The sequence below is a fragment of the Thalassospira lucentensis genome (assembly GCF_001613805.1).
Lineage (GTDB): Bacteria > Pseudomonadota > Alphaproteobacteria > Rhodospirillales > Thalassospiraceae > Thalassospira > Thalassospira lucentensis_A.
On the sequence record NZ_LPVY01000011.1, the window covers coordinates 143,396 to 160,230 of the forward strand.

The following is a 16,835-nucleotide window of genomic DNA, read 5'->3' on the forward strand; positions in this document are numbered from 1 at the left end:
AATTCAGCCTTTTACCTTATTTCGTGTACCTTACTTCGTGGGATTATGATTGTGACTGTATCAAATACCGTAAAGCGCCCGCGTCCGGTGGTGCTGTGCATTCTGGATGGCTGGGGTTATCGCGAGGAAAGCAAGGACAATGCGGTTGCATTGGCCAATACCCCTGTTTGGGACGCGCTTTATGCCAATAATCCGACCGGCTTTTTAAAGGCTTGCGGTCTGGATGTCGGCCTGCCCGAAGGGCAGATGGGCAATTCGGAAGTCGGCCATATGAATCTGGGTGCCGGTCGGGTTGTGATGCAGGAACTGCCGAAAATTGATGACGCGGTCAAAACCGGTTTGATTGCCGAAACCGACACGGTCAAAAAAGTCATCGTCAAGCTTAAAGAAAGTGGTGGTGTTTGTCATATCGCAGGGCTTCTGTCCGAAGGTGGGGTGCATTCCCATCAGGCCCATATGGCAGCCCTTGCCAAAATCATCGCATCAGCCGGTGTGCCGGTAAAAATCCATGCCTATCTGGATGGCCGCGATACCGCGCCCAAAAGTGCAGCCAAATTCCTTGAAAAATTCCGCTCCCTGATTGGCGATGCCAATGTTGAAATCGTGACCGTCACCGGGCGTTATTACGCGATGGATCGCGACAACCGCTGGGAACGTGTCAGCCAAGCCTACTTCACGATGGTGCAGGGCAAGAATTACGCCGATGGCCGGATCGCCAAAAGTGCCGAAACCGCGATCAAGGCGGCCTATGATGCCGATACCACGGATGAATTCGTTCTGCCGACCGTAATTGGCGATTATGACGGCATGAAAGATGGCGACGGACTTTTGATGACCAATTTCCGCGCCGACCGCGCGCGTGAAATTCTGGCCGCCATTTGCGCACCGGACTTTGACGGCTTTGACCGTGGCACCCCGATCAAATTCGCCGTACAGGCCGGCATGGTCGAATATTCGTCCGACCATGCGAAATATATGGATGCGATCTATCCGCCGCAGGTGTTGCCAAATATCTTTGGCGAAGTTGTTTCCAGGGCAGGCATGAAACAGTTGCGCATTGCGGAAACCGAAAAATATCCGCATGTATCCTTCTTCTTTAACGGCGGCGAAGAACAGGTTTTCGAAGGCGAAGACCGTATTCTGGTACCCTCGCCCAAGGTTGCGACCTATGATCTCCAGCCCGAAATGTCGGCCCCGGAAGTAACCGAAAAGCTGGTGGCTGCTATCAGGGCAGAAACCTATGACGCGATCATTCTGAACTTTGCCAATCCCGACATGGTCGGCCATAGCGGCATTCTTTCAGCCGCCATGAAAGCCGCTGAAGCAGTTGATACCTGCCTTGGGCAGGTTGTTGATGCGGTTAAATCGGTGGGCGGTGTGATGTTCGTTACCGCTGATCACGGTAATTGTGAGATGATGGTCGATCCGGAAACCGGTGAACCGCACACCGCACATACGCTTAATCTGGTGCCGACCATTCTGGTAAACGGGCCAGAAGGTGTCACACTGGAAAATGGCCGCCTTGCCGACGTGGCGCCAACGTTGCTTCAGCTTCTCGGCCTGCCGCAGCCCAAGGAAATGACCGGCAAACCGTTGATCAAGGGCTTGAAAGGGAATGATGCGCTTCTTGCGAGCTGATCTGCGTTCCAGGACCGCCCTGCCTGCGCTGGCTGTGCTTGCAGCCATGATTGCGGGCGGGGCTGCGCCCTCTTTTGCGCAGTCGCTGCGCAAGGTCGACAGCCAGCTTGATAAACTTGAAAGCCAGTTGTCCGAACAACAGAAACAGGAAGAATTCCTGTCACGCAAATCGCGAGAGCTCTGGACCGAGGAACAGGCGCTTCAATCCGAAGCCATTTCGGTTGCCAGACGTGCCCAACGCCTTGAGACAAAGCTGACCGAGCTTGAAGACCAGCTTGCCGAACTTGAAATCCGCGAAAAGCGCGCCGCCACCAGCCTTGAAGACAAAGCCGGGCAATATGCCCGCATCCTGATGGCCCTGCAGCGGCTGTCGACCACTCCGCCAGAAGCCGTGATCGCCCTTCCGACCAGCCCGCAGGATACGTTGCGATCCGCGATCCTTCTGAAGGCCGCCTTGCCCGGCGTCGAACAGCATGCTCGTGATCTGCGGGCCGAACTTGAAGAAATCGGCACCCTTCGCGAAGACATCCGCACGCGCCGCAGCGAAATGGCATCCGCCACCGAAGAATTACAGGCAGAACGCCAGTCATTAGCCGCTCTGCTTAACGAAAAGCGCAAACTGCGTTCGGAAACCGAGGCAGAGGCCAAAATGGCATCGCGCGCCGTCAATGAACTGGCGACCGAGGCAAAATCACTGGGCGATCTTCTGGAAAGCCTGAAAAAGCGGGCAGAAGGCGTTCCCGAACCCCGCATGAAACCGGAACGCCAGATTGCCAAACGTGAAGAGCCCAAACCTGCCCCGCCCCCATCGACCATTGCCAGAAACGAACCACCCGTCCCACCTGCCGAAAAGACGGCCCCGGCAAGCAAACCGTCAACCGCCCCCGATGAAGAAATGGCCGTTGGCAGTTCGATCACGCTGGCACACGGACAATTGCGTATGCCTGCAAGCGGGAAGGTCGTTACACTGTTTGGCGAACGGTCCCGCGGACCGGACGGATTGGCGGTTACACATTCCAAAGGGATCGAGATCGATACGCGCCCAAACGCGCAAGTCGTATCCCCCTTTGACGGCAAAGTTGTATTCGCCGGGCCGTTCCGTGGCTATGGCCGCCTCTTGATTATCGAACACGGCGAAGGATACCATAGTCTTATCGCCGGTTTTGATCGGCTCGACAGTGTGGTAGGACAGTATTTGTTGGCGGGCGAACCTGTTGGAATAATGGGTGAAATATCGCCTAAACTCTATCTGGAGATGCGCCATGACGGCGAAGCGGTCAATCCGCTTCCCTGGCTGGCCTCGAAAAACGGCAAGGTAAGTGGATGAAAACCTCTCGATTGGCAGTATTCGCACTCGCTACCGGCATGACTTTGGGCCTTGCTTCGCCCGCGCTGGCGCAATCTTCACCAACAACTTCGGCCGAAACCTATCGGCTGCTGAACCTGTTTGGCGATGTGTTTGAACAGGTGAAATCGAAATATGTCGAGGAAGTCGATGACAAGCAGCTCATCGAAGCTGCGATCAACGGCATGCTCACATCGCTTGATCCGCATTCCTCATATCTGAATATGGATAATTTCGAGGAAATGCAGGTTGATACCCGCGGCGAGTTTGGCGGGCTTGGCATCGAAGTCACCATGGAAGAGGGCTTTGTCAAAGTCATTTCCCCGATTTATGACACGCCAGCCGAAAAAGCCGGTTTGCAGCCGGGCGATTACATCACCCATATCGACGGCACACCGATCCGGGGCCTTGGCCTGAACGAGGCAGTCGAGATGATGCGCGGCAAGGTCAATACCGATATCCGCCTGACCATCATGCGCAAGGGCGAAGCCGCACCGTTTGACGTGACGCTGACCCGGGCCGTGATCAAAATCCAGTCGGTCCGCTCCGAAGCAAAAGACGATGTCGGATATATCCGCATCACCAAATTCAACGAACAGACCTATAGCGGCCTGCAACGCGCGATCACCGATATGCGCGATCAGATCGGCCCGGAAATGAAGGGCCTCGTGATTGATCTGCGCAACAATCCGGGTGGATTGCTTGATCAGGCGATTTCGGTTTCGGATGCGTTCCTAGACAAGGGTGAAATCGTATCAACCCGTCCGCGCGATACCGAAAACACCGAACGTTACAACGCCCGTCCGGGTGATCTTGCCGACGGTCTTCCGATGATTGTATTGGTCAATGATGGTTCGGCATCCGCATCGGAAATCGTTGCCGGCGCCCTTCAGGATCACCGCCGGGCGGTCATCATGGGAACGCGCAGCTTTGGCAAGGGATCGGTTCAGACCATCCTGCCGATGCCGGGCAACGTGGCACTTCGTCTGACCACAGCGCGCTATTACACGCCGTCGGGTAAGTCGATTCAGGAAGTCGGCATTGTGCCTGACATCATCGTACCGCAAGCACGTGTCGAGAGCATCGAAGCCGCCCAGCGCCGGTCCGAAGCCGACCTTAACGGTGCCTTGCGCAACGAGGACGAAACCATCAGCAATGCTGAAAGCGATGCAAATGATCGCCGCAGTGCCGCCGAGGAAATCGCGCTGGAGGATTATCAGCTGTCACGTGCACTTGACATGATCCGGGGCATTGCCCTGTTCGCACCCCGCCCGCAAGGGTGAGGTGCGAACCGAATACCGAAAGAGACTGACCTTTCGTGATCAGGAAACTCATAAAATCCTTGCGGTTTGGCCGAAAGAAGGAACGGGATCCTCTCGATGACATGGGCGATGAAGAAACAGAAGATGTTTCAAACACCCTGTCTGACGAGGATCTTCCCTTTAACGAGCTGCCGATTGAGGTCCAGTGGGAACGCCTGCCCAAGCGTCCGCCATCGCGGCGCTGGTGGTTGTCCAAGCTCCTGATCGTTGCCCTGTTTCTAAGCCCCATCGGGGCCGCGGCAATTGGCCTGATCCCGATCCTTGATCCAGAAACCGGATGGCGGCTGTTCCATCTGGGCAGCCCGAAAACAATCGCTGCTGTTCCCGGTTCCGAACGCGAACTTCAGGAAGAAATCGCCAAGGGCGTGCGTGACGTTGAAGAACGCACCCGTGCCGAGCAGGAGGCCCTTGCCAATGCCGGCACCAACCAGTCCGGCGAACCGCAAAATGCAGAAGACATTGCCAAACAGCTTGAAGGCGTTGCAGATCTGGTTGGAACACCGGGACAGGATGGCACGACCGAAGGCAGCACAACACCGACCCCCGAAGAACTTGCAGCCCTTGCCGAGGAAGGCGCACTTGATCAGCCCATAGAGCCAGATCCCTTGCGCCCGGCCCCCATTCCCGGTCTGGATGAGGAAGGCAGCTTTGGGCGCATTCCGCGAATTGCCGATGATGGCACGACGCCGTTTGATGCTTATAAACGCCCGTTTGACGCGGTTGAAGGCCAACCCTATGTCGGTATCATTGTCACCGGTATCGGCCTGAATAGTGACAGAACACAGGCCGCAATCGAAGATTTGCCGCTGAACATTTCGCTGGCGCTGTCACCCTATTCGAACAATCTGCCCGAGGTCGCAGCCAATGCAAGGGCGATGGGTCACGAAGTATTCTTGCAGTTGCCGATGGAGCCAATCGACTTCCCGCTGTCCGATCCCGGTCCGCGTGCGCTTCTGACCAGCCTTCCGGAAGGTGAAAACCTTGTCAGGCTGGAATGGTTGCTGGCGCGGTTCCCCGGCTATGCTGGTGTGGTCAGTTATCTTGGATCAAAGTTTGGCAGCCTTGACAGTGCCATCCGCCCGGTTATCGAGTTCATCGACCGGACGGGCCTGATGTATGTTGAAGGCACGAATTCAGGATCGATCAGTCTTGGCGCACAACTGGCATCGAATGCCGATACCCCGAATGCCATAGGCAATATCATGATCGACGAAATACCAAGCCGACGGCAAATTGACGCCCGCCTGAACGATCTGGTTGAGCAGGCAAAAAGCAATGGTGTCGCCATCGGGATCGCGCAATCCTATCCGGTCACCATTCAGCGCCTTCGCAACTGGTCGGCACGGCTTGCGCGTCAAGGGGTTCAGCTTGCACCGGTTTCGGCCCTTGCAAAGATGCAGGTCACACCGCAATCTGCGGTCGAGGCGGAAGCCGCCCGGCGTGAAGCGGCACTGGCCGAAGAACGTGCGCAGCAGAATGCCGCCCCGGAAGATACCGGCGACGGTGCAAATGAAACAATCGAGAATTGACGGCATAGCTGACGCGTAAACGCGGACAGGGGGTAAAAATGGCCAAGAAATCAGGTAGCAAGTCGAAGAAAGCTGCCAAGCCGGACAAGGATCAGCCGATCGAAAGTACCGGCGGAGCTGGCCTGACAGCGGAAGATTTACCTTATCGTCCATGCGTCGGGATTGCGCTGTTCAATGATGACGGACAGGTCTGGATCGGCAACCGGATCGGATTTGAAGGAGCATGGCAATTGCCGCAGGGCGGCATCGACGACGGCGAAACCGCAGAACAGGCCGCACGGCGCGAGCTGTCCGAGGAAATCGGAACCGACAGGGCAGACATCATTGCCGAAACCCCCGACTGGCTCACCTATGACCTGCCCGACCATCTGATCGGCAAGGCATTTGGAGGCAAATATCGTGGCCAGAAACAGAAATGGTTCGCCATGCGCTTTACCGGCAAGGAAAAACATATCAAAATCGATGTGCCTCATCCCGAATTCGACGCGTGGCGCTGGACCGATTTCGGAACTTTGCCCGATCTGATCGTGCCGTTCAAAAGACCGGTTTATTTGCAACTGGTCGAAATCTTTCGTGATGTACCTCAAAGAATTCGAAATTCGGGGACGGCATAAGACGCCACGTTATTTCTTGATCACTGCGCGCAAAGCGCTAGATTGCAGAAAATCAAGATACATCAGAAGTTTAGAGGAGTTCTAAGATGGGTGCAGATCGCTTGATCTTCGGTGTTCTGACGATCGTGGTAGGTCTTTTTGGCCTGTTCTATGCCTCGGGTTCGCTTGACGGCTACTCGTATTTTGTTGGTCTGGCACTGTTCATCGGGGCGGTGCTGTTCATGTTCCAGTTGATCAAGGGACATTATGACCAGCAGGAAAAGGACTCCCATAAGTAACGCCGAAACGGTTCGCATCGCCTTAAAGGTTTTCTTTCAGGACCATGCGCGGTATGGATCAGGGTATGACCAATACACACTGGGATCCCGTTCGCTACGGCCTGTTTGGCGATGAACGCCGCCGCCCGGCCAAAGATTTGATCGCCCGCCTGCCCAAGCCGGCAGATGGCTTTGTACCGCGTCACATTGTCGACCTTGGCTGCGGACCGGGTTCAATCACCGCATTGCTAGATCAGGCGTATCGGACACCAGAAAATCCCGATGTCCGTATTGTCGGGATTGATTCATCATCGGAAATGCTCGAAACCGCCAGCACACGCGGTGAAAATATAGAATGGCAACAGGCTGATATCGCGCAATGGGAGCCTGACGAGCCAATCGATATCCTGTTTTCCAATGCCGCCCTGCAATGGGTTCCCGAACATGCAAAACTGTTCCCGCGGCTGACACGATTTTTACGACCCGGCGGCTTGTTGGCCATTCAGGTGCCGAACAATTTCCTGGCCCCCAGTCATCAGCTGATTGGCGAAGCCGGAATTGAATGGCGCGATGCCGTTGCCGAAGCAACCCAGCAAATCCGGATCATGCGGCCAGGCGACTATTTCGATGTTCTTTCCCCGGACTGTGATGCCATTGATCTTTGGCAGACCCAGTATTGCCATGTCTTGCATGGTGAAGACCCGGTGTTTGACTGGACCTCGTCAACCGCCTTGCGGCCGGTTCTGGCCGCCCTGCCCGACGATGATGCGCGCGCCGCATTTTGCGAAAAATACAAAACCCGCTTGAAACAGGTCTATCCCCCGCGTGAAGATGGCATCACCCTGTTTCCGTTCAACCGGTTATTCATGATTGCCCGCAAACGCGACGCCTAAGTCCGACACGCCGTTTTATTGGCGGGCATCCGAAGGAGCAATCCATGCCCGCCTTTCGTGATCATTTTATTCCCTGCTGCGGTTATGAAGTTCATGTCCGGACATGGGGCACACCGGATAAACCGGCCCTTGTCATGAGCCACGGTCTGGCGCGGCTGGCCGATGATTTCGATCATGTAGCCCCGCATTTCACCGATTCCTATTTCGTCCTGTGCCCATCCATGATCGGACGCGGGCTTTCCGGGTGGGCCAGGAATCCCGACAGCGAATATACCCTGCCTTTCTACGTCGCACAGACGTTTGAAATGCTTGAATATTTCAAAATTTCAAGCTGCAAATGGATCGGCACGTCGATGGGCGGGCTGATCGGGCTTGCCGTTACAGCCGAAGCTGCCGGATGGATCGAAAAGCTGGTTTTAAACGATATCGGCCCGGAACTTGATCCGACCGCCGTTGCCCGCATCAAGTCATATGTCGGCACAACGCCCGAGTTCGAAACAATTCATGATGTCGAGGAAATCGTCAAACTGGTCTATGCGCCGTTCGGGATCACTGACGAAGCCACATGGTCATTTATTTCTGCGCGTTCCGTCCGGCGCATGCCCAACGGAAATTTCATGATGCATTACGATCCCGAAGTGATGCGCGTTTTTGCCGAACATATTGATTCCTTTGATGCCTGGGATCAATTCAACGCCCTTCCATGCCCCGTAATGCTGATCAGTGGTGCGAAATCTGATCTGATCCCGCCCGCTATCGTAAAAAAAATGCGGGAACAAAAACCGGAAATGCCGGTTTTAATAGTGGCAAATTGTGGTCACGCACCCCACTTGAATGACGAGGAACAGATAAAAGCCATCAAGGCGTTCCTCACCGACTGATAAAGCCGGGACCGGAAACATCCAGTATTTGTTCGCACAAGGGGATGTGCATCAACTGGGATCAGGCTGTCGGGATACGAGGCATGAATGTATCACGTCCAATAATGTGGCCGATTGCAAGCCTTGCAATTGCTGTGATGGCAAGCGGGTTTTCGCAAACGGCCCAAGCACAGTCGACACTAACTTCCACGCCAGATGAAACCGGTGTAACGATTGGCTTGCCCCAAATCGATGGCTCCCCCAATTCGCTGGTTCCCGGTATTTTACCGCCCGCATCCCCGGGTGGCATGCGCAACTATTTTTCCACGCGAGGCAATCGGGGGATCGTGCTGGGCGATTCCGAGGGTGACCAGTCCCTTTTCTGGCTTGAAATGGACAGCCAACCAACATCAAGCAACGGTATTGCCGCCCAGATTGGAATCGGTTTTGCGCCACGTCCCGATCTTGGCTTTGCCTTCGGCCCGGTTTTCGAATTGAATGGCCCGATTGGACAAAGTGCCAGCATCGGGTCGGGCAATGATTACGATGTGACACCAACGCATCGTCCCGGTGGCGTTTACAGTCAGAACTTTTCAAGCAATCCTGCGGGAACAGATGATGCAGGCATTGCGGCAAGCCTGTCCTACATGCCGTTTCAGGATATCTGGATCGGATTGCACGGCCGTGTAACCAGCGACCTTTCATCAGGCCCCAATGCAGCAGAACCCGACCGGTTCGATGCAATGCTTGGCCTGACGGCGGGTTATCGTCTGGAATTCTGAGCCCGCTTTGAACCAATCCTGCACGCGATGCTCAATTACCCTTTTGTCAGCCCGAACGAGGCTGTATGACTCGTAGGGTCAGGACTCATTAGGGAAAGACGACGCGAAGCATGACCACCACGCCAGCACCGATAGACGGGCCGAATGCCGACGTCTTTTCCGCCTGCAACGACCTTGCTGCGGCCAAAAATGCCAATCTGTATCGTGCGGCCATGCGCCTTGGTCCGGAACGGCAACGTTTCTTTCTGGCCGCCTATGCGTCGATGCGGGTGATTGATGATATCGTCGATGACGGGTTCCTTGAACTGACCGATCATGAACGGGACTATGCCCGCGAAGATACCCTGATCGCGATTGACCAGTGGCAGCAACAAATCGAAGCCGCCAAGAAGGATAACGACAATCCACATCCCGAAAGCGGCCCGCTCAACCAGCGGGTTTTTGATGCCCTGCGTCTGACACTGGGACGCAGCGACCTGGAAGTTGATCCGTGGGTTGATCTGGCCGATGCATTGCGCCGCGATGTTGCCGAAGACCCGATGGATGAATGGGACGATTTCATTGCCTATTGCGAGGGGGCAACGGCGGCCCCAGCATCGATTTTTGTCTATCTGCTTTCGGCACGATTCGATAACGAGATCGGATATACATCCCCCCTGACCAACCCACCGCTTTATCATGCGCGCGACATGGCGATTTTCTGCTATGTGGTGCATATCCTGCGTGACCTGCCAGACGATATCAAAGGCCCTGACAGGTTGGTGACGATACCCGCCGAAATCCTGATTGCCGCCGATATCACGCTTGGCGAAATCCGAAATGCCATCGGGCAGAAGAAATATGATGATCTGGATCGGTTGGGCACCATCCTTCTGGAACGCGCGTGGGAACATTTTGAAACCGGACAGGCCCGGTCGGCTGAACTTCTGGCGATCCTTGACCCGGAAGAAACCGATACCCTGTCACGCCTGTTTGCCGTCTATATCGAACTGGCCAGTGCAATGATGGATAATGGTTACGCAGCCTTCCTGAAAGATCGCGATACAATCATCGCCCAAACAGCAAACAACAGCCTGCCCGGATAACAAAAGCCCCGCCAATCGGCGGGGCTTTGCATTTAAGAATCGGCAGATTGCGGATCAGCCACGCAGGGCAGCAACCCCCGGCAGCTCTTTGCCTTCAAGCCATTCGAGGAAGGCACCGCCCGCCGTCGAGACATAGGAGAAATCCTGATCGGCATCGGCATGACGAAGGGCCGCAACCGTATCCCCACCACCCGCAACCGACAAAAGTTTACCGGCTTTGGTCAGTTTTGCCGCCTGCTGTGCAACGGAAACCGTCGCCGTATCGAACGGTGCGATTTCAAACGCCCCCAGCGGACCGTTCCAGACCAGCGTTTCGCAAGTCTCAAGGCGTTTGTTCAGATCGACAATGGTTTTCGGCCCGGCATCAAGGATCATGCCATCGGCTTCGACATTATTGATGTCGGAAACCGTGTGATCGGCATGCGCTTTAAATTCCTTGGCGACCAGACCATCAACCGGCAGAACGATTTCACAATTGGCGGCTTCGGCCTTGGCAAAGATTTCGCGCGCGGTTTCCAGAAGGTCATGCTCGCACAGCGACTTGCCAACATTGACACCCTTAGCCGCAAGGAAGGTATTGGCCATGCCACCGCCAATGACCAGCTGATCAACCTTGGCAACCAGATTGCCCAGAAGGTCCAGCTTGGTTGAAATCTTGGCACCGCCAACGATTGCCATCACCGGATGTTTCGGTGCTTCAAGCGCATTGCCAAGCGCTTCGAGTTCGGCCTGCATCAGACGACCGGCATAGGCCGGAAGCTTGCGCGCCAGTCCCTCGGTCGAGGCGTGCGCACGGTGCGCGCAGGAAAAGGCATCATTGACGTAAATATCGCCAAGCTTTGCCAGTTCGGCAACAAAGGCCGGATCATTCTTTTCTTCTGCCGCGTGATAGCGAAGGTTTTCCAGAACCGCGATTTCGCCGTCCTTAAGGCTGTTCACCACGTCTGCCGCCGCTACACCAATGCAGTCATCGGCAAATTTCACCGGACGACCAAGCTGTTTGGCAAGAGCATCAGCAACCGGCTTAAGCGACATTTCGGCAACGCGTTCGCCCTTGGGGCGGCCAAAATGGGTAATCACAACCAGTTTCGCACCGGCATCCGTCAGTTCGATCAGCCCCGGAACCGTGCGTTCGATGCGGGTGGTATCGCCCACAACGCCATCTTTCATCGGAACGTTAAGATCAGCGCGCAGCAAAACGCGCTTGCCAGCGACATTGACACCGTCAAGCGTATTGAAGTCAGCCATTATCTGAACCTGCTTTTGAGTTTAACAAAAGACGGGAGGGGGCGTCCCGACATGGGGTGAACGGAGAACCCGTTCATAACGACACCGACCCGTCATGTTGCCCGCGGGGTCGGCACCATAAATCCAATCAATGCTGTCCCAGAAGGGATCCGTGCAAAAAACCCGAGAAGCTGGTCGCAACCGGCCCGGTCATCAGGACATGATCATCGGGCAGCCATTCGATGGTCAGCGGACCGCCATCCAGAATGATTTCAGTTTTCCGGCCCGTCAAACCACGGCGCGCAGCCGCAACACCGGCAGCACAGGCACCCGTGCCACATGCGCGCGTCACACCGACACCGCGTTCCCAGACCCGCATGCGAATCCGGTTTTCGCCGATGATGCTGCATACCTCGATATTCGCGCGTTCGGGGAACATCTCGTGATGTTCAAGGACGGGACCAAACTTTTCGATATCAATCGACTCGACATAATCGACAAAGAACACAGCGTGCGGATTGCCAACATTAACACCGACCGCATCCGACAGGCCGCCCAGAGACAACGGAATATGGTTGGTATCCACCGCCTGCCCCAGCGGAATATCGCGCCAGTCCAGCCTGACCTGCCCCATATCAACGGTGACACGACCATCGGCCAGTCCATTGGCATCAAGCAAACCGACAACGGTTTCAATAATGACATCCTTGCGGCCAAGTTCACCCATGACAATGTTTGCCACACAGCGCGTGGCATTGCCGCAGGCCTCGACCTCGCCGCCGTCATTATTGCGAATGCGCATGAAGGCATCTGCAAGCTCGTCTCGCGCCGGTTCGATCACGATCAACTGGTCGCAACCGACTCCGGTCTTGCGATCGGCAATACGGGCCGCGGTCGCGTTATCAAGATCAAGCACGGCGGGATCGCGTCGTCCGTCAAAGACAACGAAATCATTTCCCAGACCATGCATTTTGACAAAAGGAATACCGTTCATAACCGCCTTATAACGGTGTCAGCGGATGCCGTCCACCAAACTCAATGCGATCAATGCTGTGCTGCCGGTGCGCAGTAACGGATTTTGCGCGGCACAAAGCCGGCTCCGCTGAAATAATCGCGCAGGCGTTCTTCCATTTCGCCGACCGAAACATGAACCGCCGCACAATGATGTTCACGACCCAGACGGTTCATCGCATTGCGCATCGCATCAAGCACATAGGGCCTGGAAACGATTTCGACCGCCATGATGTTGTCGACATGCAGGACAAGGCCCTCGGCAATGTCGTCACGCACCTGATAGGAAAACAGACCATGGATATACCCCCGCTCATTGGCAATCACGATGATGCCGCGCGGGCGCTGCCACAGAATATCGTCGCATCCGGCACCGATTACGCTGTTGCCGCGATCCGTACAGAATTCGGCAACAAACTCGCGCCAGCGTTCCACCGTAAGGCCGGTTTGCATCATCTGCACGAGCGGAAAGGTCATATCCGCCGTGTGATGTGTTAAGGGCCGTGCCTGATAGGTTGTTGACATGATTGCTGCTCTTCCCGGGAATTTTGACGATCATGCCGCAAAGAATTCGGGGCCACCTTGACCTGTATCAACACCTTTGCAGACCCGAACGCGCATAAACACACTTAGCAATCAATTGTCCCGCAACTCGGGTGAGCTTTGCCTGAAGATTGAAAGACACGGAGCTTTTGCACGCCGATATTGACGTGGATCAATGGCGTCGGCGGCTCCTGCCCGCATAATCATCAGACATTCAAAAGCCTCGTCCGTTTTGCATGTGATGCCGCAAATAGCGCATCACCGCAGCGGTGGGGCTTTTGGTGCAGGTGGCAAGGGGATGGCATGTGTCGCACCCGGTCACCGCCGGGACTGATGGAGTTGACCGATCGGATTGGGGACAACTCACCCGAACACCTTGAACGGGAGTCAAGCATGAGCCAGGGGAGCATGGCACAGACAGCATCAACGCCAGTTGCTGTTGATTATAATATGGACGTTGTGCGCTGGGGCGCACTGGCGACTGTATTTTGGGGCGTCGTCGGATTTCTGGCGGGCGATTTAATTGCCTGGCAGCTCGCGTTTCCGGCGCTTAACTTTGATAACGAATTCCTGAACTTCGGACGTCTGCGCCCGCTGCATACATCGGCAGTGATTTTTGCCTTTGGCGGCAACGCCCTTCTGGCGACGTCATTCTATGTGGTGCAACGAACCTGCCGCACGTCACTTTATGGTGGCAAGGCGCTTCCGTCGTTTGTTTTCTGGGGCTACCAACTGTTCATCGTGATGGCCGCAATCGGCTATGTCACGGGGGTTACCCAGGGCCGTGAATATGCTGAACCGGAATGGTTCGTCGATATCTGGCTGACCGTGGTCTGGGTTGCGTATCTTGCCGTTTTCGTCGGTACGCTGCTTAAACGTACGGAACCGCATATCTATGTGGCGAACTGGTTCTATCTGGCCTTCATTGTCACGATTGCGATGCTGCATCTGGGCAACAACCTGGCGATACCGGTTTCGTTCACGGGTGCCAAATCCTACTCGATGTTCTCGGGTGTTCAGGATGCGCTGACGCAGTGGTGGTATGGCCACAACGCGGTGGGCTTCTTCCTGACGGCAGGCTTCCTCGGCATGATGTATTATTTCATTCCGAAGCGTGCTGAACGTCCGGTCTATTCCTATCGCCTGTCGATCATCCACTTCTGGGCGCTGATCTTCCTTTACATCTGGGCTGGTCCGCACCACCTGCACTATACCGCACTTCCGGATTGGGCGCAGACCCTTGGCATGACTTTCTCGATCATGCTGTGGATGCCGTCCTGGGGTGGGATGATCAACGGCCTGATGACGCTTTCGGGTGCATGGGACAAACTGCGCACCGACCCGGTCCTGCGTTTCATGGTGGCGGCTGTCGGTTTCTATGGCATGTCGACCTTCGAAGGTCCGGTCATGTCGATCAAGGCAGTCAACGGCCTGTCGCACTATACCGACTGGACCATTGGTCACGTTCATTCCGGCGCACTTGGCTGGGTGGCATTCGTGTCGTTTGGCGCGATCTATCACCTGATCCCGGTCCTGTGGCACCGTGAACGCCTGTATTCAATGCGTCTGGTTGCCCATCACTTCTGGCTCGGCACCATCGGTATCGTTCTTTACATCACGTCGATGTGGGTATCGGGGATCATGCAGGGTCTGATGTGGCGTGCCTATGACGATCTGGGCTTCCTGCAGTATTCCTTCATCGAAACCGTTGAAGCCATGCACCCCTACTACATCATTCGTGCAACGGGCGGTCTGCTGTTCGTGCTGGGGTCGCTGATCATGGTCTGGAACGTCTACAAGACGATCAGGGGTGATCTGCGTCGCGAAGCACCGATCGGCACACCTGCCACCGTGGCCGCCGAATAAGGGGGATGGGAAAATGCTTCTGAAAAAACACCATATTGTTGAAAAGAACGTCTTTGTTCTCGTCCTCGGGATCTTCCTGACCATCATCATCGGTGGTATTGTTGAAATCGTGCCCTTGTTCACGATGGAACAGACCATCGAGAAGGTAGAAGGAGTACGTCCCTATTCACCGCTCGAACAGGCGGGACGTAACATCTATCTCCGCGAAGGCTGCTATAACTGCCATTCTCAGCAGATTCGCCCGTTCCGTGACGAAGTCGAACGTTATGGCCATTACAGCCTTGCCGCGGAATCGATGTACGACCATCCGTTCCAGTGGGGATCGAAACGTACCGGCCCGGATCTTGCCCGTGTTGGTGGCAAATATTCCAACGACTGGCATGTTGCCCACCTGATTGATCCGCGCGCGGTCGTGCCGGAATCGATCATGCCGGGCTACCCGTTCCTGGCGGAACGCGAATTGAAGTTCGATGACGCCCAGGCACACCTTGAAACGCTGAAAATGGTCGGTGTTCCTTACACCGACGAGCAGATCGAGAATGCCAAGGCTGACCTGTATCTGCAGGCAATGGCGGACGAGGATTACGAAGAACTCCTTGCACGCTATCCGAATGCGGCAACCGGTGACTTTGATGGCAATCCGGCAAAACTGACCGAAATGGATGCGCTTGTCGCGTATCTGCAGGTCTTGGGCCGGATGGTTGATTTCACCAGTTACAACCCGCAGCTGAACCTGCGCTAAGGCGAAGGGGAACGTCATGGAATTCTTTACGCAACTCGCTGACTTTTTCCGCCCCTTGTGGGGTCTGTGGCTGATGCTGCTTTTCGGATCGATCATTGCGTGGGTCATGTGGCCCAGCAAGAAACGCCGCGAAGATATGGATGCGCATGCCCGGATTCCGCTTCGGGATCAGGATTAGGGGGAGAACCGAGCTATGTCGACACATGTCGAAAAAGACCAGGTTTCTGGCCACGAAACCACCGGTCATGAATGGGATGGCATCAAGGAGCTGAACACACCGCTGCCTTCCTGGTGGGTGTATGTCTTCTGGGCCACAATCATCTGGTCGGTCGGCTATTGGGTGGTTTATCCGTCCTGGCCAACCGCAACAAGCTACCTCACCGGTATGTTTGAAACCACCAACCGTACACAGCTGCACGAAACCATGGCCAATGTTGCCGCCGAACGCGCCCCCTATATGGAGCGTCTGGCAGCACTGGATCTTGATGAAATCGTCAATGACAGCGAATTGCTGAATTTCTCGATGGCAGGCGGCAAGGCGGTATTTGCCGAGAACTGCGCACCGTGTCACGGCACGGGCGGTTCGGGCAATCCGGGCTTCCCATCCTTGCAGGATGATGACTGGCTGTGGGGTGGTTCGCTTGAAACCATCAATGAAACGCTGCATGTCGGTGTCCGCTGGGATGCAAATGAAGACACCCGTTTCAACGATATGCCCGCCTTTGGTCGTGACGAGATACTTGAACGCGAAGACATCAATGATGTCGTTCAGTATGTCCTGGCCTTTACCGGTCGCGAGACCGACAAGGCATCGGCCAATCGCGGAGCCGAAGTGTTCGCCGATAACTGCGCTTCCTGCCACGGCGAAGACGCCAAGGGTGTTCAGGAACTGGGCGCGCCCAACCTGACCGATGCAATCTGGCTGTATGGCGGCGATGCTGCCAACATCACCGAAACCGTAAACAATTCACGCGGTGGCGTGATGCCGGCTTGGGGTGGTCGTCTTGACGAAGAAACCATCAAAATGCTGACGGTTTACGTCCACTCGCTTGGTGGCGGTCAGTAACCTTTAAAATCTTCTGCCCGCCGCACCTTTCTGCACTGTGATCTGATCAAAAATT

17 protein-coding genes are annotated in these 16,835 nt (G+C 55.5%); 14 read left to right on the top strand and 3 right to left on the bottom strand.

The window, feature by feature from the left end; translation table 11 throughout:
* Positions 1–45: 45 nt before the first annotated feature.
* From gpmI to AUP42_RS10740, 10 genes are all read left to right on the top strand, one after another.
* Entirely contained in the window at positions 46–1,638 is a 1,593-nt protein-coding gene (gpmI, locus tag AUP42_RS10695; RefSeq protein WP_062951599.1) for a 2,3-bisphosphoglycerate-independent phosphoglycerate mutase, read from the top strand.
* A complete protein-coding gene (locus AUP42_RS10700) occupies positions 1,619–2,965 on the top strand; it encodes a peptidoglycan DD-metalloendopeptidase family protein (RefSeq protein WP_062951600.1) in 1,347 nt (448 codons plus the stop codon). The genes gpmI and AUP42_RS10700 overlap by 20 nt, the downstream gene beginning before the upstream one ends.
* Positions 2,962–4,266 (top strand): S41 family peptidase, encoded by a 1,305-nt coding sequence (locus AUP42_RS10705; protein WP_062951601.1) that lies wholly within the window; start codon positions 2,962–2,964, stop codon positions 4,264–4,266. The genes AUP42_RS10700 and AUP42_RS10705 overlap by 4 nt, the downstream gene beginning before the upstream one ends.
* 101 nt (positions 4,267–4,367) lie before the next feature.
* Positions 4,368–5,834 (top strand): divergent polysaccharide deacetylase family protein, encoded by a 1,467-nt coding sequence (locus tag AUP42_RS10710; protein WP_062951602.1) that lies wholly within the window; start codon positions 4,368–4,370, stop codon positions 5,832–5,834.
* A gap of 38 nt (positions 5,835–5,872) precedes the next feature.
* Positions 5,873–6,448: an RNA pyrophosphohydrolase gene (locus AUP42_RS10715; RefSeq protein WP_082824731.1), complete on the top strand. Its 576-nt coding sequence runs from the start codon at positions 5,873–5,875 to the stop codon at positions 6,446–6,448.
* Positions 6,449–6,534: 86 nt separating this feature from the next.
* Positions 6,535–6,726, top strand: a complete 192-nt coding sequence (locus tag AUP42_RS10720; protein WP_062951603.1) for a hypothetical protein — start codon at positions 6,535–6,537, stop codon at positions 6,724–6,726.
* A 65-nt stretch (positions 6,727–6,791) separates the two neighbouring features.
* Positions 6,792–7,598 (top strand): methyltransferase domain-containing protein, encoded by an 807-nt coding sequence (locus AUP42_RS10725; RefSeq protein WP_062951672.1) that lies wholly within the window; start codon positions 6,792–6,794, stop codon positions 7,596–7,598.
* 44 nt (positions 7,599–7,642) lie between these two features.
* A complete protein-coding gene (locus AUP42_RS10730; RefSeq protein WP_062951604.1) occupies positions 7,643–8,479 on the top strand; it encodes an alpha/beta fold hydrolase in 837 nt (278 codons plus the stop codon).
* 83 nt (positions 8,480–8,562) lie between these two features.
* Positions 8,563–9,240 (top strand): hypothetical protein, encoded by a 678-nt coding sequence (locus tag AUP42_RS10735; RefSeq protein WP_156484598.1) that lies wholly within the window; start codon positions 8,563–8,565, stop codon positions 9,238–9,240.
* A gap of 110 nt (positions 9,241–9,350) precedes the next feature.
* On the top strand, positions 9,351–10,325 hold the full coding sequence (locus AUP42_RS10740) for a phytoene/squalene synthase family protein (protein WP_062951606.1): 975 nt from the start codon (positions 9,351–9,353) through the stop codon (positions 10,323–10,325).
* A 54-nt stretch (positions 10,326–10,379) separates the two neighbouring features.
* On the opposite strand, the gene AUP42_RS10745 is transcribed toward AUP42_RS10740, so the two are convergent.
* The 3 genes from AUP42_RS10745 to AUP42_RS10755 all read right to left on the bottom strand — a co-directional run bounded on the left by AUP42_RS10745 (position 10,380) and on the right by AUP42_RS10755 (position 13,040).
* A complete protein-coding gene (locus tag AUP42_RS10745) occupies positions 10,380–11,573 on the bottom strand; it encodes a phosphoglycerate kinase (protein WP_062951607.1) in 1,194 nt (397 codons plus the stop codon).
* Between the two features lie 127 nt (positions 11,574–11,700).
* A complete protein-coding gene (gene dapF / locus AUP42_RS10750; protein ID WP_062951608.1) occupies positions 11,701–12,546 on the bottom strand; it encodes a diaminopimelate epimerase in 846 nt (281 codons plus the stop codon).
* Positions 12,547–12,596: 50 nt separating this feature from the next.
* Entirely contained in the window at positions 12,597–13,040 is a 444-nt protein-coding gene (locus tag AUP42_RS10755; protein WP_231858239.1) for a hypothetical protein, read from the bottom strand.
* 474 nt (positions 13,041–13,514) lie between these two features.
* Here AUP42_RS10755 and ccoN point away from each other — a divergent pair, with 474 nt between their 5' ends.
* Genes ccoN through ccoP form a run of 4 tightly spaced genes read left to right on the top strand, consistent with a single transcriptional unit; the run spans position 13,515 to position 16,780 of the window.
* A complete protein-coding gene (gene ccoN, locus AUP42_RS10760; protein WP_062951674.1) occupies positions 13,515–14,972 on the top strand; it encodes a cytochrome-c oxidase, cbb3-type subunit I in 1,458 nt (485 codons plus the stop codon).
* A gap of 13 nt (positions 14,973–14,985) precedes the next feature.
* Positions 14,986–15,714 carry a cytochrome-c oxidase, cbb3-type subunit II gene (ccoO, locus tag AUP42_RS10765; RefSeq protein ID WP_062951609.1) on the top strand — a complete coding sequence of 243 codons (729 nt, stop codon included), beginning with the start codon at positions 14,986–14,988 and terminating at the stop codon, positions 15,712–15,714.
* A 16-nt stretch (positions 15,715–15,730) separates the two neighbouring features.
* The gene (locus AUP42_RS21195) at positions 15,731–15,892 is read left to right on the top strand and encodes a cbb3-type cytochrome c oxidase subunit 3 (protein WP_082824732.1); all 162 of its coding nucleotides are present in this window, start codon (positions 15,731–15,733) and stop codon (positions 15,890–15,892) included.
* A 15-nt stretch (positions 15,893–15,907) separates the two neighbouring features.
* Complete coding sequence (ccoP, locus tag AUP42_RS10770; RefSeq protein ID WP_062951610.1) at positions 15,908–16,780, top strand: cytochrome-c oxidase, cbb3-type subunit III; 873 nt, start codon at positions 15,908–15,910, stop codon at positions 16,778–16,780.
* Positions 16,781–16,835 lie beyond the last annotated feature (55 nt).